The 24,446-nt window shown below is 48.3% G+C and carries 22 protein-coding genes; 6 read left to right on the forward strand and 16 right to left on the reverse strand.

The window, feature by feature from the left end; translation table 11 throughout:
* Nucleotides 1–333: 333 nt before the first annotated feature.
* Both AB3Y94_RS06495 and AB3Y94_RS06500 read right to left on the reverse strand, forming a co-directional pair.
* On the reverse strand, nucleotides 334–1,671 hold the full coding sequence (locus AB3Y94_RS06495; RefSeq protein ID WP_367295518.1) for an ATP-binding protein: 1,338 nt from the start codon (nucleotides 1,669–1,671) through the stop codon (nucleotides 334–336).
* The gene (locus AB3Y94_RS06500) at nucleotides 1,661–2,353 is read right to left on the reverse strand and encodes a response regulator transcription factor (protein WP_367295519.1); all 693 of its coding nucleotides are present in this window, start codon (nucleotides 2,351–2,353) and stop codon (nucleotides 1,661–1,663) included. The genes AB3Y94_RS06495 and AB3Y94_RS06500 overlap by 11 nt, the downstream gene beginning before the upstream one ends.
* A 900-nt stretch (nucleotides 2,354–3,253) precedes the next feature.
* On the opposite strand from AB3Y94_RS06500, the gene AB3Y94_RS06505 reads away from it, so the two are divergent.
* Together AB3Y94_RS06505 and AB3Y94_RS06510 are read left to right on the forward strand one after the other, a co-directional pair.
* The gene (locus AB3Y94_RS06505; protein ID WP_367295520.1) at nucleotides 3,254–5,980 is read left to right on the forward strand and encodes a YfhO family protein; all 2,727 of its coding nucleotides are present in this window, start codon (nucleotides 3,254–3,256) and stop codon (nucleotides 5,978–5,980) included.
* Nucleotides 5,981–6,792: 812 nt separating this feature from the next.
* A complete protein-coding gene (locus AB3Y94_RS06510) occupies nucleotides 6,793–7,617 on the forward strand; it encodes a hypothetical protein (protein ID WP_367295521.1) in 825 nt (274 codons plus the stop codon).
* 191 nt (nucleotides 7,618–7,808) lie between these two features.
* Here the strand turns inward: AB3Y94_RS06510 and AB3Y94_RS06515 are convergent, their stop codons facing one another.
* Nucleotides 7,809–9,005: a cation:proton antiporter gene (locus AB3Y94_RS06515; RefSeq protein ID WP_367295522.1), complete on the reverse strand. Its 1,197-nt coding sequence runs from the start codon at nucleotides 9,003–9,005 to the stop codon at nucleotides 7,809–7,811.
* Between the two features lie 365 nt (nucleotides 9,006–9,370).
* On the opposite strand from AB3Y94_RS06515, the gene AB3Y94_RS06520 reads away from it, so the two are divergent.
* Complete coding sequence (locus AB3Y94_RS06520; protein ID WP_367295523.1) at nucleotides 9,371–9,571, forward strand: YjzD family protein; 201 nt, start codon at nucleotides 9,371–9,373, stop codon at nucleotides 9,569–9,571.
* Nucleotides 9,572–10,084: 513 nt separating this feature from the next.
* On the opposite strand, the gene AB3Y94_RS06525 is transcribed toward AB3Y94_RS06520, so the two are convergent.
* Together AB3Y94_RS06525 and AB3Y94_RS06530 are read right to left on the reverse strand one after the other, a co-directional pair.
* A complete protein-coding gene (locus tag AB3Y94_RS06525) occupies nucleotides 10,085–10,756 on the reverse strand; it encodes a GTP pyrophosphokinase family protein (protein WP_367295524.1) in 672 nt (223 codons plus the stop codon).
* Nucleotides 10,753–11,997 carry a multidrug efflux MFS transporter gene (locus tag AB3Y94_RS06530; RefSeq protein WP_367295525.1) on the reverse strand — a complete coding sequence of 415 codons (1,245 nt, stop codon included), beginning with the start codon at nucleotides 11,995–11,997 and terminating at the stop codon, nucleotides 10,753–10,755. The genes AB3Y94_RS06525 and AB3Y94_RS06530 overlap by 4 nt, the downstream gene beginning before the upstream one ends.
* Nucleotides 11,998–12,341: 344 nt before the next feature.
* Here AB3Y94_RS06530 and AB3Y94_RS06535 point away from each other — a divergent pair, with 344 nt between their 5' ends.
* Together AB3Y94_RS06535 and AB3Y94_RS06540 are read left to right on the forward strand one after the other, a co-directional pair.
* Complete coding sequence (locus AB3Y94_RS06535; RefSeq protein ID WP_367295526.1) at nucleotides 12,342–13,100, forward strand: SDR family oxidoreductase; 759 nt, start codon at nucleotides 12,342–12,344, stop codon at nucleotides 13,098–13,100.
* Nucleotides 13,101–13,440: 340 nt separating this feature from the next.
* A complete protein-coding gene (locus AB3Y94_RS06540; RefSeq protein ID WP_367295527.1) occupies nucleotides 13,441–14,199 on the forward strand; it encodes an SDR family oxidoreductase in 759 nt (252 codons plus the stop codon).
* 357 nt (nucleotides 14,200–14,556) lie between these two features.
* Here AB3Y94_RS06540 and AB3Y94_RS06545 read toward each other — a convergent pair whose 3' ends face one another.
* From AB3Y94_RS06545 to AB3Y94_RS06565, 5 genes are all read right to left on the reverse strand, one after another.
* A complete protein-coding gene (locus AB3Y94_RS06545) occupies nucleotides 14,557–14,931 on the reverse strand; it encodes a DUF1634 domain-containing protein (RefSeq protein WP_367295528.1) in 375 nt (124 codons plus the stop codon).
* A complete protein-coding gene (locus AB3Y94_RS06550) occupies nucleotides 14,931–15,776 on the reverse strand; it encodes a sulfite exporter TauE/SafE family protein (protein WP_367295529.1) in 846 nt (281 codons plus the stop codon). The genes AB3Y94_RS06545 and AB3Y94_RS06550 overlap by 1 nt, the downstream gene beginning before the upstream one ends.
* 323 nt (nucleotides 15,777–16,099) lie before the next feature.
* On the reverse strand, nucleotides 16,100–16,957 hold the full coding sequence (locus AB3Y94_RS06555) for a LysR family transcriptional regulator (protein ID WP_367295530.1): 858 nt from the start codon (nucleotides 16,955–16,957) through the stop codon (nucleotides 16,100–16,102).
* Nucleotides 16,958–17,002: 45 nt separating this feature from the next.
* Nucleotides 17,003–17,893, reverse strand: coding sequence for an alpha/beta hydrolase (locus tag AB3Y94_RS06560; RefSeq protein WP_367295531.1), 891 nt, complete (start codon nucleotides 17,891–17,893; stop codon nucleotides 17,003–17,005).
* A complete protein-coding gene (locus AB3Y94_RS06565) occupies nucleotides 17,883–19,196 on the reverse strand; it encodes a PTS transporter subunit EIIC (protein ID WP_367295532.1) in 1,314 nt (437 codons plus the stop codon). The genes AB3Y94_RS06560 and AB3Y94_RS06565 overlap by 11 nt, the downstream gene beginning before the upstream one ends.
* Before the next feature lie 211 nt (nucleotides 19,197–19,407).
* On the opposite strand from AB3Y94_RS06565, the gene AB3Y94_RS06570 reads away from it, so the two are divergent.
* Nucleotides 19,408–19,893, forward strand: coding sequence for a hypothetical protein (locus AB3Y94_RS06570; protein WP_367295533.1), 486 nt, complete (start codon nucleotides 19,408–19,410; stop codon nucleotides 19,891–19,893).
* 67 nt (nucleotides 19,894–19,960) lie between these two features.
* Here the strand turns inward: AB3Y94_RS06570 and AB3Y94_RS06575 are convergent, their stop codons facing one another.
* The 6 genes from AB3Y94_RS06575 to AB3Y94_RS06600 form a co-directional block, all read right to left on the reverse strand.
* Nucleotides 19,961–20,218, reverse strand: a complete 258-nt coding sequence (locus AB3Y94_RS06575) for a Txe/YoeB family addiction module toxin (RefSeq protein ID WP_367295534.1) — start codon at nucleotides 20,216–20,218, stop codon at nucleotides 19,961–19,963.
* Complete coding sequence (locus AB3Y94_RS06580; RefSeq protein WP_367295535.1) at nucleotides 20,211–20,489, reverse strand: type II toxin-antitoxin system Phd/YefM family antitoxin; 279 nt, start codon at nucleotides 20,487–20,489, stop codon at nucleotides 20,211–20,213. The genes AB3Y94_RS06575 and AB3Y94_RS06580 overlap by 8 nt, the downstream gene beginning before the upstream one ends.
* Nucleotides 20,490–20,831: 342 nt before the next feature.
* The gene (locus AB3Y94_RS06585; RefSeq protein ID WP_367295536.1) at nucleotides 20,832–20,972 is read right to left on the reverse strand and encodes a hypothetical protein; all 141 of its coding nucleotides are present in this window, start codon (nucleotides 20,970–20,972) and stop codon (nucleotides 20,832–20,834) included.
* Between the two features lie 36 nt (nucleotides 20,973–21,008).
* Complete coding sequence (locus AB3Y94_RS06590) at nucleotides 21,009–22,100, reverse strand: hypothetical protein (RefSeq protein WP_367295537.1); 1,092 nt, start codon at nucleotides 22,098–22,100, stop codon at nucleotides 21,009–21,011.
* An 85-nt stretch (nucleotides 22,101–22,185) separates the two neighbouring features.
* Entirely contained in the window at nucleotides 22,186–23,274 is a 1,089-nt protein-coding gene (locus AB3Y94_RS06595; protein ID WP_367295538.1) for a hypothetical protein, read from the reverse strand.
* Nucleotides 23,275–23,636: 362 nt separating this feature from the next.
* A complete protein-coding gene (locus tag AB3Y94_RS06600) occupies nucleotides 23,637–24,110 on the reverse strand; it encodes an S-ribosylhomocysteine lyase (RefSeq protein ID WP_367295539.1) in 474 nt (157 codons plus the stop codon).
* Nucleotides 24,111–24,446: the final 336 nt, after the last annotated feature.

A 24,446-nucleotide genomic window follows, 5' to 3' on the forward strand; every position in this document is an offset into this window, starting at 1 on the left:
TTCTACCCAGACAAGTCTGCTAAAATCATCATATTTATTTACTAATCTGACGAATCACTGAATCAACCACTAATCAAAAAACATTATCCAACGTCAGGCAAAGCACCACTACTACCGTTAAATAACGACCACAACGGTAGCCTTCGGTTGTCAGGGAGGGGCTCGCCGTGTCGGTGGTGTTAGTCACGGGTGACTTGGCCCGGGGCTTACAGCACGGGACGAGTTTGGAAACTTGCGGGTTGGGCAAGGTTTCAAATCGAGCCGGAGGACCGCTTCTCAGGCCGCAGGCGGTCCCCACAGCGGGTCCCTCCCTGGCGGCCGAAGGCGGCCACTCTAGTCTTTGCCACGACGGTTGAGCCCAGTCGAGGCATTCAGTGGCAAGGTCGTCACAAACTGGCTTCCCTGCGGACTATTAGGCTTAACCGCAATATTCCCATGATGCAAACTAACAATCCAGCTCGCAATCGACAATCCCAACCCGTTACCACCAGTCTGGCGACTTCGGGAAGAATCGACCCGGTAGAACCGATCAAAGATGCGTTGCCGTTCACTCGACTTAATCCCGATACCCTGGTCAGCCACCACAAGTTGCCATTTACGACCGGTCAATTTCGCCGATATCGTAATCGTACTGTCCTTGGGTGAATACTTCATCGCGTTATCGATCAAAATATTCATTAGCTGATGAATCAGATTCTGATCCATCACTGCCGCAAAGTCCTCGACCGGTGCTAATTTTAACTGCTTACCTTGACTGGCCGCAATCTCCGTATACGGTTCGACCGTGTGCGCCAAGAAATTTGCAACCTGAGTACTCTCAAAGTTCGTTTGGACCGTGTTGGAATCAGACCGTGCCAGCGCTAATAAATCCTGCGTCAACTTTTGGAGCCGTTGACTTTCACTATTGGCCACCGCAATGCTCTCCGCCTGATCAATAATTTTATCGTTCGGCTTGGTCAGCAGTAGTTCCAGTTTATTTTGGATAATTGTGAGTGGCGTCCGCAACTCATGGGCGGCATTCCCCACAAACTCAGTCTGCCGCCCCCACGACTTGAGGATTGGCCGCATGGTCAGTCGCGACATCCAACTGCTCATGGCAATCGATAGGAGCCAGAAGACCCCCATCGTAATCAACATAACCTTAGTAAAACTACGCATAGCCGCCTTCTGGGGATCAATATTTTCCATGATCAGCAGGTAGCGTCCAGCCACGGACTTGTCCGCGTTGCTCTTTGGTACCTTGACCAAGAGCGTTCGAAAATTATACTTGTCCTTGACTAAAATTGACCGGAGTTTGCCCACCTCGGTCGTATCTAACGTAATGTTTCTTAACGTTTCGTACCGCGACCCCAGTTGCAACTTGTTCATCACTTGCCCTTCATTGTTGAAAATCAGGGTGGTCGTCATGAACGGGTGAATCGAACGATGCGGCCGCGCTAACTGTTTATCCTGCGCCCCGTCCTGTCCAAAGGGTTGCACACCATCTTGCCGTGGTGGCCCAGCCAACCGAGCACTTCGTTCGACCCGCAGTGCTTGGTCAGTACTAGTCAGGATAGCTTGTCGAAACAGCACAAACACAATGATGCCCAGCAACAAGAAGATAATGGAGAACCCAATAAAATTACTCCAAAATAGGCGCCACTGTTGGGCGCGATTAACTCTATTGCTCATCGGGGGCCTCCATAATATACCCCGCGTTCCGGATAGTTCGCAACGACAGGTCGCTACCGGCGTGCTTAAGTTCCTTACGTAAATTGCTCATATAAACTTCAACCACGGACAGACTAGTCTCCGAGTCAAACCCCCATAAACGATTAAATATCTGTTCCTTCGTGATAATGGTCCCGGGATTGGCTACCAGATAAGCCAACAAATCAAATTCCCGACCTTTTAAGGTTAATGGGTTACCGTCAAAAGTTGCCAGGTGCTTGCTGGTATTGATTTCCAACTGACCCAGACTGATGACATCACTGCTATTTAGGTGCCCCGTCCGCTTCAACAGCGCCTTCATGCGAGCTAATAGTTCTTCCCGGTGAAATGGCTTGGTTACGTAGTCATCCGCCCCATCGTTAAACCCCCGCAACTTATCGGCAATCGTATCCTTAGCGGTTAAAATCAGCACCGGTGTGCCTACCCCTTTGTTGCGGATGTGTAGCAACAGGTCTAAGCCGCTTTCGCCAGGCAACATCAAGTCTAGAATAATGGCGTCAAACACACCCTGACTCGCTAGAAATTCTCCCTGTTCACCGTCAAATGCGGTGGTTGTTTCACAAATCGGCTGGATTAATTCAACAATGTCCGCAGACAGTTCTTTTTCATCTTCTACAACTAATACCTTGGCTGAGCTACTCAACGGGCGTTCCTCCTTTAAAATTCTAAAGTTAACAATAGTTATTAATATTACGTAGTCGTTGTTTGGCCGCCTACAGCCAACAAATTACTTAGCTGCAGGTTGAATATCCGCTGACTTCCCGGCTTACACAGTGTTCTTAGACGACTATGATCAACGACTGAAACAGTCGTTGTCAATTGGACCAAAGCTGCTAAGTGTCCGCATTTTCCGACTGTCGTCGTGGTAAAACACAATCAGAGTCGAAAGCAGCCAAGGATGGAGCCGACCGTGTCAGTGGTGTTAGCTGGCGATTTTTTCAGCCAGCTTATAACACGGGCGACTTTGGCGGCACGGGTCCTTCATGGCTGCAAGCGAGCGAGAAGACTGGTGCTTTTCCAGTCTGAAGCATCCCCACAGCAGGCGGAGTTCCTGGTAGCCAGAGCGCGGCCAATTTAGAACAATTCAACGGTTCAAATTCTTACCAATACTGGGACAAGCTACGTATTTCAGCTTTCTACCTTTAGTTCTTAGCAAAAAAGCTCTCTACCAGTAATCATCCCTAACAATACGTCAATTAGGGAACCCACGCAATCATTGCATCACGCGGCATTGTTAGACTTTAACTAGACACCCAATCGTAAATGAGCAACCTTTCAACTAAGAGATTCACTACGTCAAACACCCCGACATCTCCGACAATCGGTTGCTACCATCCACTACTTGGCAGTCTGAGGTTATAGTGTACCTGCTTAACGATAACGTAACCTTAAGTTGTTTGCTTTACCAAACGCTAAATTTTTTCGAAGATTCGGCCATCAACTACGGAACTTATCTTAAAGTGAGGTAGACTTTTATCAAAGTAGTCTGCATGGTATCCTATTAAGGTCAGACATTTTGTTCGTCATCAACGGAGGGGTTTTCATGAATCAACAACGTCACACTCTAGCTGCCCTACGCGTTAGCCGCTGGGTGTATGGGGGAGCATTCTTACTACCACTGATCATTATGTGCGTGGTTTTCTTTGAACTAAAAATCACACCGTTTGGTCACCGGAACCTATTATTTAGTGATATGGGCGCACAATACATTCCCATTCTCGAGAATTTACGACACACAATTTTAAATGGACAGTTCCACCTATTTTCATTTTCACTAGGAACTGGTAGCGGCATCTTGCCGTTACTGACCTACTACGTCATCAGTCCGTTCAACCTACTGATTTTCCCGTTTTCGGCGGCGCACTTACCGACCGCCATCACCTGGATCATCATTTTAAAAATTAGTACCATTGGCCTCAGCATGGCCGTCTTCCTCCGCCACGCCTTTCTTCGCAGCGGCTGGTCCATGCTACTATTCTCCACGGCCTTCAGTCTCTGTGGTTTTGTGGCGATGTACTTCTACGATATGATGTGGCTCGACGCCTTAATCTGGTTACCGCTGGTTGCGTTAGGCCTTCACCGGATCGTTAGCCGCCACCGCTACGGACTCTACACTGTCAGCCTAACCGCCACCATCATCTGCAATTACTACTTAGGCTATATGACCTGTCTCTTCTCCGTCATGTACTTTATCTATTTAATTATTGAACATCAACCAAACCCAACCCCGTTCAAAGACGTTTGGCACATGCACCTGGCCGCCATCCGTCAATTCATGATTGGCTCGTTGTTAGCAGGCGGGATGTCCATGATCGTCCTAATTCCGACGGCAATGGGCATGCTACTGACCGGAAAAAATGCCATGTTCGTGGCAAACTTCCTACCAACACCACTCTTCGGACCGGAAGTCATGGCCCAATTTGGACCCTTAGCTGGCAACTATCAGTCCCACCTGTACCACGCACCATCAGTCTTTATGGGAACGCTGATGTTCCTGTTGCTCATCGTTTACTTCGTTTCTCCACGTATTCGTGCGGTAGAAAAACGTCGGACCATGTGGCTCCTAATTACTATGGGATTAAGCCTATTTGTGACCCTCTTCAACACCATCTGGCACATGTTCCAGCAACCAGCCGGCTTTCCGTTTAGAAACGTCTTTTTCTTCACCTTCTTGGTGTTAACGACGGCCTACCGCGCTTGGCAAACTCGGCCTGCTCAAACCATGAACGACCCCCAAAAGGTGCTCGCTTTGGTTTGGGGCATGGGCCTGCTGGCGATTGGCTTTCTCTCAGCGCAAGTCATTCCCCGCATCTGGGCACGCTTCCTACCTAGCTACAACAACGACCTCTACTTACACAGTCAACCGCAATTTCACTTACTCTGGCTGGCGTTGGGACTCCTACTCCTAAATACCATGCTCTTATTCATTAGTGAGTGGCGACCGATTCGAATCGGCCTGCTGGGATTGCTCCTATCGGTCGAACTCGGAAGCAACTTCTACACGGGTACGCAGGGCATCAATTTTGGCTCACAAACGAAATTTGAAAAATCCTTTAAACAGGACGCGGCTATTCTAAATAAAATCCACGCGAACCAGGCTAAGGCCAACCTTCACCGAATCGACTACCAGCATTCCGAAATTGGCCAAGCTTACAGTGGGGCTTACAACCACTACAATGATCCGATCATGTTCGACTATCCTGGCGTGAGCCTTTATAGTTCAACGTTGATGGAACAATCGCGCGTTTTCCAACATGATTTAGGTTATTTCAGCGCCAACGTTCGCCGTATCAGTACGCAGGGGTACACACATCTGACAGATACTTTGCTGGGCGTAAAATACCGGTTAAATGCTGGTAACCCCCACCCGGTCACCAAGTTGAGCGCCTATGCCGGCATCGGTTTTGCCGTACCCAAAGCGATGACCGACCTCCAACTGAATGACCAATCGGCCTTCTACAACCAGCAACGTGTGTTAAATGCCCTGGGTGCAGAACGTGACACGCTCGACCCCGTTACGGTTAAGAGTGTGGCCACCCGGCGGGCTAAGGTGGCCGAGGTCAACAGCATTCCTGATAAGACCTACATTCCGGGCCCGCGCTACCTACAGACGTTTACGGTCCGGATCAACGCAACTGGCTTATTACACGGCTATTCACCGTCCAACACGCTGGTCTATTCCAGCCTGAGGGTCAACGGCAAGAGTGCCAAGCCGATGATCAATGCCGACGGTTACCGTTACATCTTCCGACTTGGTCAGTTCACACGAGGCCAAACTTTGAAAATCAGTTACATTACGCAGGAACCCGCTGCGGGCTACAGTAACCAGTTCGTTTCATTGAATCAAACGCGGTACGCATCACTAGTCACCCAGCTAAAGCAGAACCGTTTCAAGCTTCGCAAGAATAGCGGTGTTTCCTGGTTGTCTGGTGATGTGAACGGCACCAAGCAAAAATCAATGCTATACCTGGCCATTCCCAAAACACCGGGGTGGTCAGCCACCGTGAATGGTCGACCGGTTAAGATACAATCGGCTATGCATGCGCGGTCGGTCGTGCCCATCATCCGCAATTATGACGGGATGATTGCCCTGCCGTTGCAACGGGGTAAGAACCACGTAACATTGACGTACCAAACGCCTGGGTTGAAGGCCGGTGCGCTCATCAGTGCGGCCAGCTTCATCATTTTCGCCTTTCTGTGGGTCACCGTCGAGTGGCGGCGCCCATTGGCTAAGCGGACGGATGATCAGAAGAAGGAACGACATTTCTAACTGAATTTTCTGGTGTCCAGGCTTTGATTGCCTGGACACTTTTTAATTATCCTAAGGACAGACAGGATGGATTGCCGCCTCCAGAGGTTGGGGGCAATCCTCGCTGTGGGGACCGGGGGAAGCCACAGAACGGTCTTCCCCCTCGACTTGAAACCTTGCCCAATCCGCAAGGCTTCGAGCTCGTCCCGTGGCGTTAGAACGAACATTGTCTCCAGCCTCTTCCGGCTACATGACTACTTATCTGGTACATTATGCGCATTCTATTCAGCAATTAGTCTGATATAGTTGGCAGAAATAACCTCAGATCGAGATGTCATATACATTTACCTTGCCAAGTTAGAAAAAATCGACTCGAGTAAGCAACTCTTGCCAGCCTGACCAATCCAATCTCAACCATACATCAGCCTAACATTCGTACCGTAATCGCCCATATAACGTTAATGACTCACCGTAGCCAGCCAGTGCCAGGGAGGGTTCCCGCAGTGTCGATGGTGTTGGTCTGGGTGAACTTCCCGGACTTACAGCATGCGATGCGTTTGAAGACTTATTTGGGCTTTAATAAGGCTTCAAACCAAGCTGGAGGACCGCTCCTCAGGCCGCAGGCGTTCCCCACAGCGGGGATCCTCCCTGGCACTGGCTGGCGGAATCCCGAATCTACACCACGGGATGCGTTCCTCACAGCGGGCAGCGGGGACTCTCCCTGGCGCCGGCTGGCGGAATAACTCCACAATATTTAAACAAATTACGGTTTGAAGTTAGCGGTGTTCATTTCACGACGAGGGGTGTATCCTGAACGCAGGAGGGGATTTTTTATGACTGGATTACATAAATGGGGATTGGCCTTAGCCGTCACATTGCTCGCTGTTGGCGGTAGCGTCACCGGTGCTTCTGCGGCAACCAAGACCAAAGATTTACCGTTATACACGACGTACGTTCGAACCAAGAAGGCCATGACCATCGGGGCTAAGTTGAAAACCAAGGCCGGATACCGAACCGTTTACGTTAAAAAGAATCAACTGTTAGCTGTGAACACGGTCGACACCAAGCAAGTTGGTAAGCAATTTAAGGAATATGCGACCTTCACTCTGGGGGCGGTCCATTATGCTAAGATCAAGAGCTTGAAATACAGCCCGAAAACTATTCGGTTCAGTACTGCCAATTTTAAACGGGTCAAAACACTGAAGGCACCCGTTCGCACACAGCTGTTACTCAAGGGAACGGGCTACAAGATGGGCCGCAACCGGATTTACCAACCAGGCCTCGTACTGACGCTGGATAACTATCTACAAACTTATAGCAAGTCCCAGCTCAAAAAATACGATCCCAACTGGACCAATCCAACAACCGATGTCAGTGACTTCACGTTTATGAACAAGAAGCCACTCGGCAGCGTTAAAGTGACGAAGCTGACCAAAAAGGGCCAGACCTACATCCTGGATTACAAGACGCCACTCAAGGGTTTCGCCGACAAAAAAATCAGTAAACACCACTATCGTCTAACGATTAAGCAATTAGGCACTAGCAAGCAAAATTATCTGCCAATCGACGATACCTACGATGCTGCGGCTTCTTGGACCAATTACCAACTCAACAACAAGCCCTACTTCGCTGGGCAAATGGAATGGGGTCTCGACTAGTCCCTACCTCTACTAACGAAATTGGGACCGAATTTGTCACCCATTTTCACGAAAAAAGTCAATTTTACACAGAAACGGTCCTCACCCCGGCATATTGCCGTTGGTGAGGACCGCTTTTAGATTTAAGCATATCAGACAAACCATTACTACTCGCTGACCACTCAACAGCAACCGTAGGCGAAACACCAATCCTATTCTGCGGGTCGAACCTTGGAACGGTCGACCTGACCACGCCGCACGTGGTCCATCGCCCAGCGTAACAGAAACGGCGCCAATAAGGTGGCAACAATGATGGCCGCAACGATAGCAGAATACCGGACCGGTGACATTAGCTTGGCCTGGTACCCGATTTGTGCGATGATCAATGCCATTTCACCCCGGGAAACCATTCCGGCACCAACTGCTGTGGAGCTCCCCAATGAGAAACCAGCCATTTTGGCCCCAGCCCCAGCACCAACCAATTTGGTCAGAACTGCCACAATGGTCAGGACCGCGATGAAACCGATTTGTTTGCCCAGACCATTGAAATCCATGTTCAGGCCGATACTGACGAAGAAGACAGGGATAAAGAGGGCGTAACCCACCGGTTCGATGTGCCGGTCAACCGTAGAACGAGCCGAAGTCTGCGAAATAGCGATACCAGCGAAGAATGCTCCCACCACATCGCTCAACCCAACCAGCTCAGCAACGTAGGCCATCCCAAAGCACAGGATAATTGCCATTAACGTTGCACCCATCGGAATCATCAGCCGGTCGCCGATTTTTGCCATGTAAGGCGCTAACCAGCGGACGACAAAGTAAATGGCTGCGAAGTAAATGATTTGTTCAATCGTCGTTAATAAAAGGCTGCTGGATTGGGCGGCACTCTCGCCGACAGCCGTTCCGGTCGTGCTAACCAAAACACTCAGAATCACAACGGCCAGCACGTCATCCACCACCGCGGCACCCAAGATGGTGGTCCCTTCACGGCTGTTGAGGGCGTTCATTTCCTTCAGCACTTCGACGGAAATTGACACGGAAGTTGCGGCAAAAATCACGCTGATGAACAAACTCTCCGTGGTTCCCAGATTGTAGAACATCCCGACCAAATAAGTCCCAATGACTGGAATCAGTACTCCCATCAACGCGACCAGGACACTGGGTTTCAAATACCGTTTCAGCAGTTGGAGGTCACTTTCCAGTCCAGCAATGAACATCAGGATAATGACCCCAATTTCCGCAAAGCTTTCCAACGAATGGGACAGGGTAATCCAGCCTAAAAGTGCTGGTCCCACTAGAACCCCCACGAGTAATTGCCCAATAACGGCCGGAATTCCAATTCGGGTACAGTAGTGGCCCACCACAGTTGTTGCCAACAGAATCAAGGTTAAGTCTTTTAATAGTTCCACGAGTAGCCTCCTTCAATTTAAACAGTCATTTTATTCAATAATTGCTGAATCCTTCACCCAGCATAGTCTTCCAACGCCTAAATAGCGACCTGGTAGCCTGTCAGTTAGGTGAGTAAATTTAGTCCGTTTACCCGTAAGCAAACAAAAAGCGACCGCCAAAACGGTCCCCCCAACCCAAGGAGGACGCCGTTCTTGAAAGCAGTCGCTTCAACCATCTCTAATTCAATTAAGATTTATTATACGGGAACCCCTGACAATCCGCAACCCAGACGCCTCTGGCCAAAAAGTTCCAATCAAAACATCAAGTTATTTACCCGCTGAACCCTGAATCGTGGTAGAATTATATCGATTGTGAGGTGACGCGTGTGAAGTGGCTTGAATCTAATTTAGTCGTGATTTTCTGGGCGGTTATCTTCGGTGAAGTTGTTGGTTACATTGGCGGAACTCTGGAACAAATGACCTGGAAGCCCCTACAAATGGGAGTTTCAATGGCAGTTGTTGCTTTGATTGCGGTCAACGGAATCACGCTACTCAGCCGTGATGACCAAGCTTCGAGCGAAAAATAACGCTCTGAATAAGCATGATCGTAAACTTTAGTCTTAGCATTTATGCTAAGGCTTTTTTTGACTGGTCAGGTGCCCATCGTTCCGGTGGTCAGGTACGCCGCCTGTGGGACCGTCTAAAGCCTATGGTGCGGTCTTTAGACTCGACTTTAAGCCTCCAAGGACGAGTCTTAAAGATCGTCCTAGTCTTGTAAGACCAAGCAGCCCACTTGTTCTAACAAGACCGTCACGGGCGCCGCACCTGACCACCTCCACTAGCGACTAACCAGTAAATACAGATATGCCTTCTCCACTAAAATTGACTTACTCAGCAACTAATTCTGTACTTCTAGTCGTCATCAAAACCATACATAATGAGCCTAGTTTGCTTGACGTAATTTCTACCGTCAACCAGACTAGGCTCTTTTTTATTTAACGATTCATGAACACTAGAAATACACCAACCGATTGGAGAACGAAGCCAATTTCACCTTCGGAACCAGGGCCTCCCTGACAATCGCAGGCGGCCCAGACACGTTAGGACCGCTTTTCCTCCGCCCGAATCTGGTTTTTAATGGCATTCATATCCTGGTCGAGTTGATGAACCAACTCAGCCTTCGCCACCAGTTCATGTCGTAGTTCATCCTGGTGCTGGACGTTTTTCTTATAACTTAACTCATGTTCCAGCGAAGCCCAGAAGTTCATGGCAATCGTACGGATCTGTACCTCAACCGTTACCTCTTCGACACCCGCTGCCAGAAAGACCGGGACTGCCAGGATTAAATGCAAGCTTCGATACCCGTTTGGCTTAGGCTTCGATACGTAGTCCTTACGGTTCAAAACTTTAATGTCCGGTTGTTTTTCTAGCCGCCGCTCCATAGCTAAAATATCGTCCTCAAATCGCACGATAATCCGAATACCCGCGATGTCATGCATCTGTTGCGGTAACGTCTCAAAGTCAAAATTCAAATGCTTCCGTTGCACCTTTTCCAAAATACTTTCGGGTGACTTGATCCGGGACTGGAGACTATCCACCAATGTATGACCATTTTGAATGCGATATTCTTGGTCCAAGTAGTGAATCTTCGTCTCCACAACCTGCACAGCACTCCGGTAATTCAACATCAACGAGCGAAACCGATCGATTGCTTCTAGAGACGTTGGGTCATTAGGAAACTGGGCGGGCAAATTATTTGTCGTATCTGTCATTCATTTATGTTCCTCTTAGTAGGTTTACTGCGCCACTGGCGAATCTCTGGAATCAGCCACCATAGTAGTAGAAAGTTTAGTAACAAGGTAAATGCGGTAAACGTAAATACACCACTATAATTAAACCAATTGGCCACTAATCCCCCAACTAGCGCTCCCAGCATACTGCCGAGTGCTTGGAAGGATTGGTTCCAGCTGAAGACCGTTCCCACCAATGAGTGAGGCGCGTTCTTGGTCAACATTGTTTGGACGGCCGGGAATAGCGCCCCATCGGAGACGCCAATCATGAACCGGAACACGCCAAGTAGCCAGACACTGGACACGAAGCCTTGCGGAAAGTACATTAAGACGGCAAAGACGTACCCGAAGACCAACACTCGTTGTGTCCCGTGACGGTCACCGTACTCACCTAGCTTAGGTGCCGCTAACAGCGTTGAAATTCCGGGTAACGCCGCAATGATCCCGGCAACCAACGTAATTGGTCCCGTACCATTCATGAGTTGTTTGACGTACAGACTGATAATTGGCGTGATGGAGTTATTCCCCATTTGAATAAACATGGTTGAAACTAACAACACCAAAACGAGTTTAGGATTTTTAACCTGTTTGAGCCAACTACCCGCTTGCGCTTGTTTCTCGCGGCTGATGGGGGTGAAATGTTCGTGGACCAACGTGGCGCTTAGAATAAAGACCACAATCAAGAAGAAACCAGTCAACAGAAAAGTCCAGCGAATCGTGAAAACCTGGGCCAAAATACCACCCAAAACTGGGCCAATCAAGTTCCCACTCACGTACCCCGTTGTCAGCACACCCAACGCGTTGCCACTCTTTTCCTTGGGCGTTTCGGCAGCAATCAGCGCACTAGCGTTAGGAATATAACCGGCAAAAAAGCCCTGCAAAAAACGCAAGCCAATCAACTGCCAAACGTTCGTCACAAAGCCCATGAGGCCAATCACGATGGCCATCCCGATTGATGACCGGAGTAACATCAATTTCCGACCCTTACGATCGGCCAGCTTGCCCCACAGCGGTGAAACCGCCGCAATGACGAAGAAGGTGGCCGCATAGGTCAACCCACTGTAAATGGTGACTTGGCCCTTCGTAAAGTGGCCCAAACCTTCAACGTACAACGATAAAAATGGCATAATTTCACTGAAACCCATGCCAGCAATAAACGTTCCTAACCACAAAACGGCCAAATTCCGCCGCCACTGTTCAGATTTACCTTTGCGTGTTCCCACGACTTCTTCGCCTCTTTAACTATTTATTTACACAATGACATTCCGCAAGATTATCCATGTCATTCGAGATTCAAATCGTCTTTTAATTTAGAAATCCAAAATAAGCGACCATACCGATGACCATCACCACCAAGCTCATAACAAAACTTAACTGGATACAATTATTTAAATTTTTAAACTCACTGAATCTATTAGTAACTAGTGTAGCATAAGTTGAGCAGCTCACTGCAAATAAGGGTAGTGTCCCAATCGAAAGAAATTACTTCACAAATGAATGGTTTTCAGGCATAATAAATTTCGGCATGTGATTAGAGTAACAGAAAATTGATAATGGAGGAGATTTTATGTCAAATCGTTTAGATGGTAAAGTTGCAATCGTTACGGGTGGCTCATTGGGCATCGGTTTAGCCGTTGCCCAAAAGTTTGTTGAAGAAGGCGCAAAGGTGATGATTACTGGTCGCCACGCCGACGTTGGTGAAAAGGCTGCTAAGTCCGTTGGCACCCCTGATGTCATTCAATTCTTCAAGCATGACGCCACTGACGAAGAAGGCTGGAACGACTTATTTGATGCCACTGAAAAGGCTTTTGGCCCCGTTACCACGGTCGTTAACAACGCCGGGATGGCCATCGCCAAGAGCATCGAAAACACGACGACTGCCGAATGGCATCAACAATTAGGCGTTAACCTAGATGGTGTCTTCTTCGGTACCCGTTTGGGTATTCAACGGATGAAGAACCAGAACCTCGGCGCTTCCATCATCAACATGTCCTCCATTGAAGGTTTGGTTGGTGACCCTAACCTGGGTGCCTACAACGCCTCCAAGGGTGCTGTACGGTTGATGTCAAAATCTGCTGCTTTGGATTGCTCCTTGAAGGACTACGATGTTCGGGTCAACACCGTTCACCCTGGTTACATCAAGACGCCATTAGTTGACGCACAACCTGGTTTCGAAACGAACATGTCTCAACGGACCAAGACGCCAATGGGTCACATCGGTGAACCTAACGACATCGCCTACATCTGTGTTTACTTGGCTTCCAACGAATCCAAGTTCGCTACGGGTGCTGAATTCACTGTCGATGGCGGTTACACTGCCCAATAATCTCTGATTTTTCTGACGAAGCAACCGACCTACTTGGGGTTGGTTGCTTTTTAATTGGATCTGAGGTAAAAGTCTCAGACCCTTTTGGCGTTCTGAACGTATATAGTCGAAACGTGCGACAAAAGGCAGTCAACTCCGCTTAACCCCGCTAGACGAGTAATCCAAGACCAGGATTATTCGTCTAGCGACGTTAATGCTCATTGACTAACCGCCTTTTATCGCACTCTCCTTACTTGTCCAAAATTGATAAAACACTTAACAAACTCAGCGAGTTGTAGCATAATAGTAATTAACTTGTATGTGAAACTAATCACGTAAACACTTTATGGAGGTTATAATTATGGCAAATCGTTTGGATGGAAAAGTTGCAATCGTAACTGGCGGAACGCTTGGAATTGGTTTAGCCGTTGCTCGTAAGTTTGTTGAAGAAGGCGCAAAGGTCATGATTACTGGCCGCCACGCTGACGTTGGTGAAAAGGCCGCCAAGTCCATTGGCACTCCTGACGTGATTCAGTTCTTCCAACAAGATGTTTCGGAAGAAGCCAGCTGGAACGCCGTTTTCGATGCAACTGAAAAAGCCTTCGGTCAAGTTACTACGGTGGTTAACAATGCTGGTATCGGTTTAACTGGCCCTATTGAAAGCACAACAACGGCAGACTGGCACAAATTACTCTCCGTTAACTTAGATGGTGTCTTCTTCGGTACCCGGTTAGGGATTCAACGGATGAAGAACAAGCATCTGGGTGCTTCCATCATTAATGTCTCCTCCATCGAAGGCTTAGTTGGAGACGCTAACGCCGGCTCCTATAACGCTTCTAAGGGGGCTGTGCGGATCATGTCCAAGTCAGCCGCTCTAGACTGTGCCATGAATGACTACGACGTCCGGGTCAACACGGTTCACCCTGGCTACATCAAGACGCCAATGGTCGAAGCCGTTCCTGAAATCGAAGCAGCTATGTCTGACCGTTCCAAGACGCCAATGGGCCACTTAGGTGAACCTGACGACATCGCTTACATCTGCATCTACTTGGCTTCTAACGAATCCAAGTTTGCTACCGGTGCTGAATTCGTTGTCGACGGTGGTTACACCGCCCAATAAACACCTCTCCTTGCGGCATTTCCTGCCGCCACTCAACTCGTTCACGTTCATTAATACCGCAACAGCAAAGAAGCTCCGACCAATTTGGCCGGAGCTTCTTTGTCTCTTCTATTCTCTTTGCTGGTCGTTTTCCCTGTATTTCCGCCTTCGGCTACCTTAGCTCGAGCTACCGACCCACTATCACTACAACTTTACGTCACATTCATGCTTCCAAGTAAGTCATTAATCCAAGCTCAACGGCACACGCTTGATTCTTCCAAATTTTTGGTTAAAGCAACGTCTGACCATTTTATCTAATACTAGTGTCAGTCGCAGGCTTTCGGGCAGGGTGTGGCTGTATGGAACCGGAGACGGCGTTTAGCCATGAACCCCAATTAAGAGGGCGGCAATCAAAATGAATAAGACTAACGTGGTAATCGCCACGTACAGGTGATCTCGCTCTTTGTAGAACGCGTAGATGGAAACGATAACCCGTAAAACGGGCGTTAAAATCAAGCAGTACACGCCTAACATCATGATGGCATACGGCCGCAATTGCCAGGTTCCCGTTAAAATCGTGGCCATCCGCCGCGGAACGAATTCTCCCTCATAGCCCGAATAACCGGTTGTCAAAAACATCGCTAAACCAATCAACATAATAATGGCTGAAACAATTACACCAACCTGTAGAATTCGACCAATAACGGTTTCAACTTGAGCCATTTCATTAGCCGTTGCTTTCTTTGATTCCATTAGAAGTGAACCCCCAATCCTTTAAACAACATTTGAAAACCGATGTACAAAATAATGGGAATAAACACAATACGAATCCACCGAGCTGGTAGGACTTGCATGATCCGCGACCCAATCACGGCACCGACCAAAATCCCCAAAGCCATCGGCACGGCAATTCCTGGTAAAATGGCGCCATTGAAGAAGTACACAGTTGCACTAGCCGCTGCCGTAACCCCCATCATCAAGTTGGATGTTGAGCTGGAAGGCTTCAACGGCATCTTCATAAAGGTATCCATCGCCATGACCTTGAACGCCCCGGAACCAATTCCGAGGAGCCCACTAGCTACGCCGGCCCCGAACATAACGGAGAAACCGGCCGGTACATTTTCAACCTGGTAATCAATACTCTTCTGTTCGGCCTTGTCGTAGTAGCTGCCATTTAGTTTAAGCTTGGCAGCAATCTTGTCTGGTTCCACGCGTTGTAAAACCTCTTGTCCCCGCTGTAACTTCCGGTACATGTTCCACCCAGAGAAGACCAATAGACACCCGAATAACAGGTACAGGTACTTGGGGTCCAAAACCCCGGTTAACAAAGCGCCCACGATGGCCCCTGTGGTGGTCGCAATCTCCAAAAACATGGCCACCCGCAAGTTCAACACATTGTCCCGTAAATAAGCGATAGTTGAGCCCGAACTCGTCGCAATCACCGCGATAATGCTGGCTCCAATTGCATATTTAATATTTAGCCCCATCCCTAGGGTTAAGATTGGCGTGATGATCATCCCGCCACCAATTCCCAGGATTGATCCCGCAATCCCGGCAAAGATACCCACGGCTAACATGATTAATGCTGTATGAATCATAACTTTTTACCTCCTGACCAATTCCCAATGTCGTCTTTGATTATCAACTTTTACGCGACTGGTGGCAAGTTGGTCAGCTCTCTCAGCGAGTAAAAAATGAACTTGATTCACAAACGAAATTCTTGTAATTACGGTTCTTAATTTTAAAAAATCGCTTATTTATATAACCCTTCACAAAACAACTTGTTTCGGCTATCTGTCTATCTTCCCAATTGACCAGGCACATATTCCCGCTATAACGGCATTTATGACTAACAATAAACGGCAACTCTCCCATACAAAAAATATATGGAAGAGTTGCCTAAATTGTATTTACAATATATCTAATAACTGTCAATAAACCGCTGTACCAGTGGACTCGGCGTAATCTCTGCCGACCACACTAGCTTCAAGGTGGTCCGCCACGGCTGATAACGAATTAGCCGGACACTGGTCTGTGGCCCACTGACCTGCTCAGCTACTGAGTGTGGCACGATGGCCACCCCCATCCGGGCTTCAGCCCACTGAACGGCTGTCCGAGCATCATCACAGGTACAGGCAATGAACGGTGCCATCCCTTTCTGACTAAAGGTCGTCTCAAACAATTGTTCAAACCGCCGATAGATAATTAGCGGCACACTTTCAAGATCTTCCACCTTCAGGGTAGCCGCCGCAAAGTGATCGTACTTTTGCGGTACAACTGCCACCATCGATTCCGTAGCCAACTCCTTGCTAGTAAGCCCCGGTGCCGTGAACGGTGTCCGTACAATGGCTACGTCAATCAGATGCTTCGCCAGTCGGTCGATTAGGCCATAAGTGTTGTCCTCAAACAAACGAATCTGAACCTTGGGGTAATGCCGAGTCAGCGTCCGCAATTTAGCGTTTGGCGTTGCCCCGATTGACGACGAAATAACGCCAACGGATAACGTCCCCGCTAGGCCCTGGCCTAGTGAGCGCACCTGCGTATCCGCCCGATCTCGCAAATCAACCAACTGTTGCGCATAATCTCGTAACAGTTGACCGGCTGGGGTCAACGTGGTTCCCGTTGCCGAACGATTCAATAGCGTAACCCCCAGCTCACGCTCAAGCTGTTTCAGCTGGTAACTCAACGGCGGTTGTGCCATATGCAACTGTTGAGCCGCTGCCGTGATTTGGCCCGCATTCGCAACTGCTAAAAAGTATTCAAGTTGGCGAAAATTCACAAGCAAGACCTCCCACTGTTTCCACCAATTATAGCAGAAATGATCTTACGGTTGCGTCGTTTCTCCGTTCAAGGCTCGCCGCTTGGCCTGTTGGTTCTGCTGCCGCTGATCTGCCGGCAAATTCTCTTGCAGGAGGTACTGACGAATCAATAAAACAATTTGCTTATTCTGCGGCAAGTCAGAGTGACTGGTTTCATCCCCAGTTACTGTGATTTGGGTGTAATGGGCCACTTGATTTTGGAACACATACTTTCCCTGGTTCACGCTATTAGCTGGAACCGTGCCATCACTCGAATAGTTTTCAGTCCCCGCAACGGAATAAACCGTCAGTTTTTTCGGTAACTTTTGCCGGCCCGCAATCAACTCTTTCAACATGGTTGTCTGTTGCGTCGTGCTATCGGATTCCATATTGTACGGTGTCGCAATCGTCATCAACCGGTCGATACTGACGTGCTGAGTCTCCCCGAAGTACTTCTCTAAAAATAGACTCAAAATCAATCCACCGTTAGAGTGACCCATCGCTGAGAAATGATTAAAATGATAAGTCTTCACTAGATCCTTAAAGGCAATATTTAGCCACTTTGCCTGCTTATTAATGTTCGTGACCCCATCCTGATTATTGTCAAAGGCAATCACGATGAAGGGATGATTATCTCCCTGACGAATCGATCCCGTGTAAGTAACGCGACCATTCGTTTCCACCTGAACCTTCAAAACACTATGACGTACCTTGGTTTCTTTACGTAATTCCTTAATCAATGCATCAAACCGATTCTGACTAGCACTAGACCCTGGTACCATAATGGTCGGATTCAGTGCCGTTTTATATTGAGTACGATAGTGCGTCGTTCGTTGCCGCATCCAAGCTGTGCTGGGGACAAAGACGGCCAGAATTACTAGAACACCCAATACCCAATGCCACCATTTATGCCCCATGGTTCGCACCCCCTTGGCCGTTTAATAAGCGAACAAATGGCAAATAGACCAGCACAGAAATGCTCAAACATACCAAGCTTAAGGCCAACGCCCGCCAATCACCACCGGTCCCCACGAAGGCAATTAGGGGCCCCGGCGTCGTACTTGGCACCGGATAGACAATCGGCGGTACCAGTTTGAGCGTAATTGCCGCCCAAGCCACCCCAACGTTAACTGCTGGGGCCACAATAAATGGAATCAACAACACGGGATTATAAAGTAACGGCAATCCTAGCAGCGTTGGTTCATTCAAATTCACTAAATTAGGTAGAAAGGTCTGGTTGGCGATTCGCCGATAACTGACTTGTTTGGACCCGATCCAAATAGCAATCAGTAGCGCCAGCGTCATCCCCGCGCCCCCAAAGTTGGCGTAAGCGTCGCCCAAAGTATGGAGCGTTACTGGATTAGGCGCCCCCCACCCGGAACCGTGCTGGACCGCATAGGCTAAATTTTGAAGTGACGTCACCGCACTGTTACCGGCCAAAGAGACCGGTCCAATCAAACCGAACCACCACAACAGGTTGTTTAAGACCGTCACGCCCAGAATGACGAACCCCCGATGCCCCGGATTAGCCACCAGTTCGCTCAGACCCTGATAAACCAAGCCGTTTAATCCACCAGCAGTTAACCAACTCAAACCATAACCAATGCCAATGGTGACAATCAACACCACGGTCAACGGCCAGGCAACCCGACCAGTCCACGACAGTTGGTAGCGCGGGTGCTTTAATTGCCAGCGCGTTAACCACTGCATGAGGTGCGTGGCAAACCAACCCACACACAGCCCGACCACGATACCTAAGAAGATTCCTTGTGGTCCCAGGTTGGGCTCCATGAATTTAGACATGCCCTCACCGGTACTGCGATTGATCTGTTCTAACGCGTCATAGTTCACATTTAACGTTAAGAAAGCTAGCGCACTCATGACGCCAATAGCCTGGCCATCACCACGATAAGTCTTGGCCAAATAGCGACCGGTAGTGAAGGCAATAATCACAGCCACTACGCCGTTGATCACGGTACTGGCAACCTGAATTAGTTGTTGCCACAAATCCAGTCCGGGCAACCAGTCACCCACATGATAGATTTGAAAAAAGAACCCGTTACTGGCTAGAAAGCTCTGACCAATAACGTCGATCAACGTCATGACTAAGACAAACGGATAAGCGATACGTAAGGCTTCTCTAATTGCGCGAGCCGCCCGCCATCGACTCACCCGTTGATTGAACCGCCACAATCTCCTTAAAGGTCGCCACTGTTCCATGGTGCCACCTCTCCCCAACTACACATATTTATCACTATTATACGAGTTTCCCAGGCAAGATTAGCCCTGACGTCTTATAAATTATTCTTTAGATTGGTCAACTAGTCGATGGGCTACCTCCCCCATTAGTCACGAAAAGTGCCTATAAATACCCGTTCTCCCGGCGTATACTAAAGGCGTGTCAAAATACATAGTAATTGGAGATGGAGTCATGCAACTCAGACAGCGCCTACTAATCGCCACCCTGTTGGCCCTTGGCTTACTCATCGGCCCAGGATCATCGGTGACCGCCCACGCCAAATACAAGGGACATTCACAAACCCCAACGGAATTACGGGGAACGTGGTACCAATATCAGGGTCATCATAAATGGACAAAAATTAAAATCACAAAGTACAAAGTGATACATAACGGCAAAACGTTATATTCTAAGAAGAAAAAGGGTTCACAACGACTCTATGTTAAAAAATACAAGAAAGGTAATGGTGGTGTCAACTATTGCTTAAATGGTAAATTTAAGTATGGCTACCAGACCATGGGAAACTTTTGGCTGTCTAAGAAAAAAGTTCACGGTAAGCGAATTATGAAGTCTTATTACAACATGGGGTACTTCCAGGCTTATACCCGTGCTAAACTTGCTCACAACTACTCCTATCAATATGATGGGGCCGACTATATGAATAAAATTGGCCGCTAGCCTAAAAAATACCTCACCAACGCAAAGAAGTTGGTGAGGTATTTTTTAGTTCTAGACATTGAATCTCCTACGCCGCGTGATCTCGGCAGGAAAGCACGATAACCGTTTGCCCTTCGACACGGTAAATTATGCGTTGACGTGCATCGATTCGTCGTGTCCAGCATCCCCCAAAGACGCCGTGCAGGGCTTCCGGTTGTCCCGGTCCCTTAGTCGGGTTCTCCATGATAGCAGTCAGTAAGTCGTTGACTCGTAGTAATAAGCCCAAATCAGCCCGTTGCAAGGCTAAATAATCGGACCACGCATTCGTGGTGAACAAACTATTCATCCTGTTCAGCCACCTCCTGCTCAGTCAGTAAGGTGTGTGTTGCCACCTTACCGGCGTTGACCTGAATCAAAGATTCTTGCAACCAGGCCAGATTTTCCGGCTTATTCAGGACGTAACGACTCTCCAACAGATTGTTATACTCCTCAACCGAAATCAAGACCGCGTTACGCTTATTTTTACGCGTGATAATAATGGCTTCGTAGTCGTCTGTCACTTGGTCCACGAACCGTTTCATTTCCTTACGAAAACGTGCAAAAGTTGTTGCGTTCACTTAAGCTCCTCCTCTAGTCAAACCCCTACCAGATACCTGTTCTTCGGTGCCAGGCCATACTTTCGATCACAGCGAATTGCGTGAGTATCAGCCAAATTGAACGTGACCCTTGGTGATACATCTTTGGTTTCTTCAAGTCCGTTTCTTCCCCCCACAAAAGAGATTAGACCCAGCATAGCGTAATTTTAGTAAATAGGCAACAATAAATACAGTGCTATCTATATTATTGGATTTATGACAGCCGTTTCATCACCAACTTAACGGTATCAAAAAGGCCGTGAATGCCAACGAGTTCACGGTCAATTTATTTTTTTATGGTTTTCTGACCACTACACCAATCCCTTAAAGAAAATGCAGATTAACCGCAACGGGCGCAAAGTAGCCATGTTTAACCTTACTATGTGTGTAAACCGTGGCCGCATATCCCACGTCCTGAACAACTGTCGCCAACCCACCAAAAAAGCGTTGCTGGCAGCCCGCCATCCAGTGGCCACTTACTAGCAACGCCTCTTTAAATTGCTACCAATTCAATGAATTACCAGCCAAAATCTCCGGTTGATGGTTACTCATCAGGTAAGCCTGACCATCGCTCCCAAAAGTCAATCCCTCAAACTCACGGTGAGAAGCGAAACCGGTCCACTTAACATCCCCACTGTTAAGATGCTCGATCTTTTTAGCTGGTAAACTGGCAATGGAGTCATCCGCCACCAGATAGAGCCGCCCGTTGTCCGGATTGTACGCCATACTCTGAACACAGGTCCCAGGACCGTGCGCCAAAATCTGCTTCGTCAGCCGGAAGCTAACGTGATTCCGATGAACGTTCCCTTGGTAAATATAAACTTCATTCACACGTGGTCGCGTCCAAAAGTAGGCGTGGCCTGCCTGATCAAACGCCAACACGTGACCACCAGGAACCGCAAAGTGCTTCGCTTTCAACCGAAATTGAATCCGGTGGATCGGCTGCAAGGACGTTGCACTAATTTGTTGTAAGACCCCATACTGACTCATGTTGACGCGTGGAGCAGATTCTCGATCACACCACATATAGAACTGGTGGTTGTGCCAGTCGTAAGCTAATGATTGACCGTGACCCGTCGTAAAGGCTGGCCCCACCTTGATGGCCGAACGAATCATCATTTCTTGCGCCGACTGCGCCGCAGCATTGGTGTACACCATCTGTAACTGCCGCGGTGTTGCCTTCAGATCAGCCAAGGTCTGTAAATTAAACCGAACGATTCGGCCCCGATTATGCCAAGCCGTCGGACAGTAAACAACATAGAGGTAATGCCCCACGACCGCCGAGCTCTGAGGGTCGCCCCAGGCCTGATGTTGATACCCTGGGATTGGCAATAAATATTTCGTTTTAAACGTCACCGCACTGCCCCGATTACTGGCAATGGTGTTCACACCTTGTGGGTGGGCTGCGTTAGCATAACTACTTGGAACGGGTACGTAATGCACCTGGCGATCATTCAGCGTGGTCATTCGCTTAGACGTGACTAAGGCCGCCGAGGTTTGTTTAACCATCGTATCCGCATGTGCTGGCACCGTCGCTGTCAGGCCAAGGCCTAGACTAAGGATTAGTGCCCCAACTAAATGAATTGTTCTCATAATCCCTCATCCCCCAATCTTTTGCGCAAGTATAAAACCTGTGCTGAAGAGTGGCGGACTTCAGAACTTTTTTAACGATTTAAACTTACCAACTGGTGCGGTTACTAGTCAGAACCTCAGGATTATGGTTACTCAAGAGGTAAGCTCGTCCGTTCCGCGCAAAGGCTAAGCCTTCCAGTTCACGGCGGGGCGAGAACTTGTTCCATTTAACGTTGTGTTTCGTCAGATGGCCATTCCCATTCAACTTTTTGGCTGGCAGGTTGGCAATCGACCCATCAGATACGAGGTAGAGCTTGCCCGTGTGCGGGTTGTACCCCATACTCTGCACCCGTGTACCGGGACCGTGTGATAAGACTTGGTGCGTCAGGCGGAAATGAACCTTATTTCGCGAGATTCGACCCTTATAAATATAAACGCGATACGTGGATGGTCGAGACCAAAAGTAGGCGTTCCCATACTTATCAAACGTCAGAACATGACCACCAGGTACAGAGAACTTGTGACTCCGCAAGCGGAACCGAATCTTGTGTAGCACCTTCATTTTACTGGTACTGATTTCACTAATGTATCCGTACTGATTGACGGGTTGGCGGGGGGCCGATTCCTTGTCACACCACATATATAAGTGATGGTTATGCCAATTATACGCCAAAGATTGGCCGTGACCGGTGGTGAAGACGGGGCCCACTTTAATGGCCTTCCGAATAGCGCGTTCTTTCTTAGTGTGAGAAGAATAGGCTTTTTGCACCTGACGTGGCGTGGCCCGCAAGCCATCTAACTTCGTCATGTCATACCGAACGATTCGGCCCTTGTTCTTCCAAGCCGTTGGGCAGTAAACGACGTACAAATAACGTCCACTGGTGGCGATACTTTGGGGATTACCCCAGGCCTGATGCTTGTAACCCGGATATGGCAAAAGATATTTCGTATTAAATTTAACGGAAGACCCCTTGATACTCTTAATTAAGTTACTACTATGTAAATGCCTAGCGTGGGTATACTTACGAGGAACCCCCGTATAGTGCACGGCGCTGTCATTGATACTCCGTAGACGACCAACGCTTAAAGCCGAAGACCGCTGATGGACAATTTTATATGCATGAGCTGGTACGCTGGGGGTCAGGCTAACTCCCAGTCCAACCAGTAGCACCAACCAAATATGTCTAAACTTCATAGATGCGTTCCTTTCTTCCTAATAACTTGTTATCGAAATTATTCAACATATAAAGTGTATCGCATAAGATTCAGGCCATCAATTGAAATATTAATTTTTTAATAAGCAGGATAGCGGTCCCAATTAGGCTGTCATTACTTTAACGGGCGGTCAACCTCAATAACTGTTTAATTAATTACATTGAAAAAATTGTAGAAACTAGCGTACCCGGCCGACGATAATCCGGTCACTCAACCAGCTGCCATAGCATGTTGTGATTCAGTAATACCCGTCAATTTGAGGGCAGATAACGGTAGGCACGAACAAAAAAAGCCCCATCAGGTCATTAGACCAAACGGAGCTTCAACTTAAGTTTAAATTCGTTAAATAACTTCGCGTTTGAATGGATCCTTAGAGATTCCCTTGTCGAGAATATCCTTGCACCATTCTTGAGCAGAAAACAGACTGTGGTCGCGGTAGTTCCCGCAACTGTATTTGTCAGTCCCTTGAACGTCCTTCCATTCCGTATCAAAAGCAATCCGGTGAAGGGCAGCCTTCAGGGCCTTAGCAACTTCTTCAGTGGACTGTTCACCCCAAGTAATCAGATGGAAGCCGGTCCGGCAACCAAACGGCGAACAGTCAATAACGCCAGCCATTTCGTCACGGAGGTACCCCGCTAAGAGGTGTTCAATCGTATGTAACCCAGCTGTTGGAATTGCGTTTTGGTTTGGTTGAACCAATCGTAAATCAAAGTTAGAGATAACGTCGCCTTTGTTCCCGGTCTCACGAGTAATCAACCGAACGTAAGGTGCTTTAACAGCTGTGTGATCCAAAGTGAAACTTTCGACTTTTGCCATTATGTGCCAACTCCCTTTTAATTTATCTGTACTTTGCTTGCAACTTGGTTAGGCCTTTGGTTGTCGCCTTACCGGACGAACCTGTAGGTGCTGGAACGCCATGGGCACGGTTTTGAGCCAAAGAGCGGTCTCAAAAGCCGGCCCTTCTCTAACCTGAGAAAACCACTCAGCTAAGAGAAATTTCATGGCTGAGCACCTACAGGTTCGTCCTCACGGCTTAGTTTGATAATGCCATCAATACACTCTAATACGTGATGAGCGGCATGCATCAGCCGAGAGGGCGGGAAAAATAGGCTCAGCCGTGGCACTGTCTTAACACGGTGACTTTCCGTGGTT

It is taken from the genome of Levilactobacillus yonginensis (genome assembly GCF_964065165.1).
GTDB classification, from domain to species: Bacteria; Bacillota; Bacilli; order Lactobacillales; family Lactobacillaceae; genus Levilactobacillus; species Levilactobacillus yonginensis_A.

Excerpts from the sequence above, each read along its gene's own strand:
- AB3Y94_RS06495 (WP_367295518.1), bottom strand. The coding sequence starts at position 1,671 with ATGAGCAATAGAGTTAATCGCGCCCAACAGTGGCGCCTATTTTGGAGT.
- AB3Y94_RS06505 (WP_367295520.1), top strand. The coding sequence starts at position 3,254 with ATGAATCAACAACGTCACACTCTAGCTGCCCTACGCGTTAGCCGCTGG.
- AB3Y94_RS06510 (WP_367295521.1), top strand. The coding sequence starts at position 6,793 with ATGACTGGATTACATAAATGGGGATTGGCCTTAGCCGTCACATTGCTC.
- AB3Y94_RS06525 (WP_367295524.1), bottom strand. The coding sequence starts at position 10,756 with ATGACAGATACGACAAATAATTTGCCCGCCCAGTTTCCTAATGACCCA.
- AB3Y94_RS06535 (WP_367295526.1), top strand. The coding sequence starts at position 12,342 with ATGTCAAATCGTTTAGATGGTAAAGTTGCAATCGTTACGGGTGGCTCA.
- AB3Y94_RS06540 (WP_367295527.1), top strand. The coding sequence starts at position 13,441 with ATGGCAAATCGTTTGGATGGAAAAGTTGCAATCGTAACTGGCGGAACG.
- AB3Y94_RS06545 (WP_367295528.1), bottom strand. The coding sequence starts at position 14,931 with ATGGAATCAAAGAAAGCAACGGCTAATGAAATGGCTCAAGTTGAAACC.
- AB3Y94_RS06550 (WP_367295529.1), bottom strand. The coding sequence starts at position 15,776 with ATGATTCATACAGCATTAATCATGTTAGCCGTGGGTATCTTTGCCGGG.
- AB3Y94_RS06560 (WP_367295531.1), bottom strand. The coding sequence starts at position 17,893 with ATGGGGCATAAATGGTGGCATTGGGTATTGGGTGTTCTAGTAATTCTG.
- AB3Y94_RS06565 (WP_367295532.1), bottom strand. The coding sequence starts at position 19,196 with ATGGAACAGTGGCGACCTTTAAGGAGATTGTGGCGGTTCAATCAACGG.
- AB3Y94_RS06570 (WP_367295533.1), top strand. The coding sequence starts at position 19,408 with ATGCAACTCAGACAGCGCCTACTAATCGCCACCCTGTTGGCCCTTGGC.
- AB3Y94_RS06575 (WP_367295534.1), bottom strand. The coding sequence starts at position 20,218 with ATGAATAGTTTGTTCACCACGAATGCGTGGTCCGATTATTTAGCCTTG.
- AB3Y94_RS06585 (WP_367295536.1), bottom strand. The coding sequence starts at position 20,972 with ATGGCGGGCTGCCAGCAACGCTTTTTTGGTGGGTTGGCGACAGTTGTT.
- AB3Y94_RS06590 (WP_367295537.1), bottom strand. The coding sequence starts at position 22,100 with ATGAGAACAATTCATTTAGTTGGGGCACTAATCCTTAGTCTAGGCCTT.
- AB3Y94_RS06595 (WP_367295538.1), bottom strand. The coding sequence starts at position 23,274 with ATGAAGTTTAGACATATTTGGTTGGTGCTACTGGTTGGACTGGGAGTT.
- AB3Y94_RS06600 (WP_367295539.1), bottom strand. The coding sequence starts at position 24,110 with ATGGCAAAAGTCGAAAGTTTCACTTTGGATCACACAGCTGTTAAAGCA.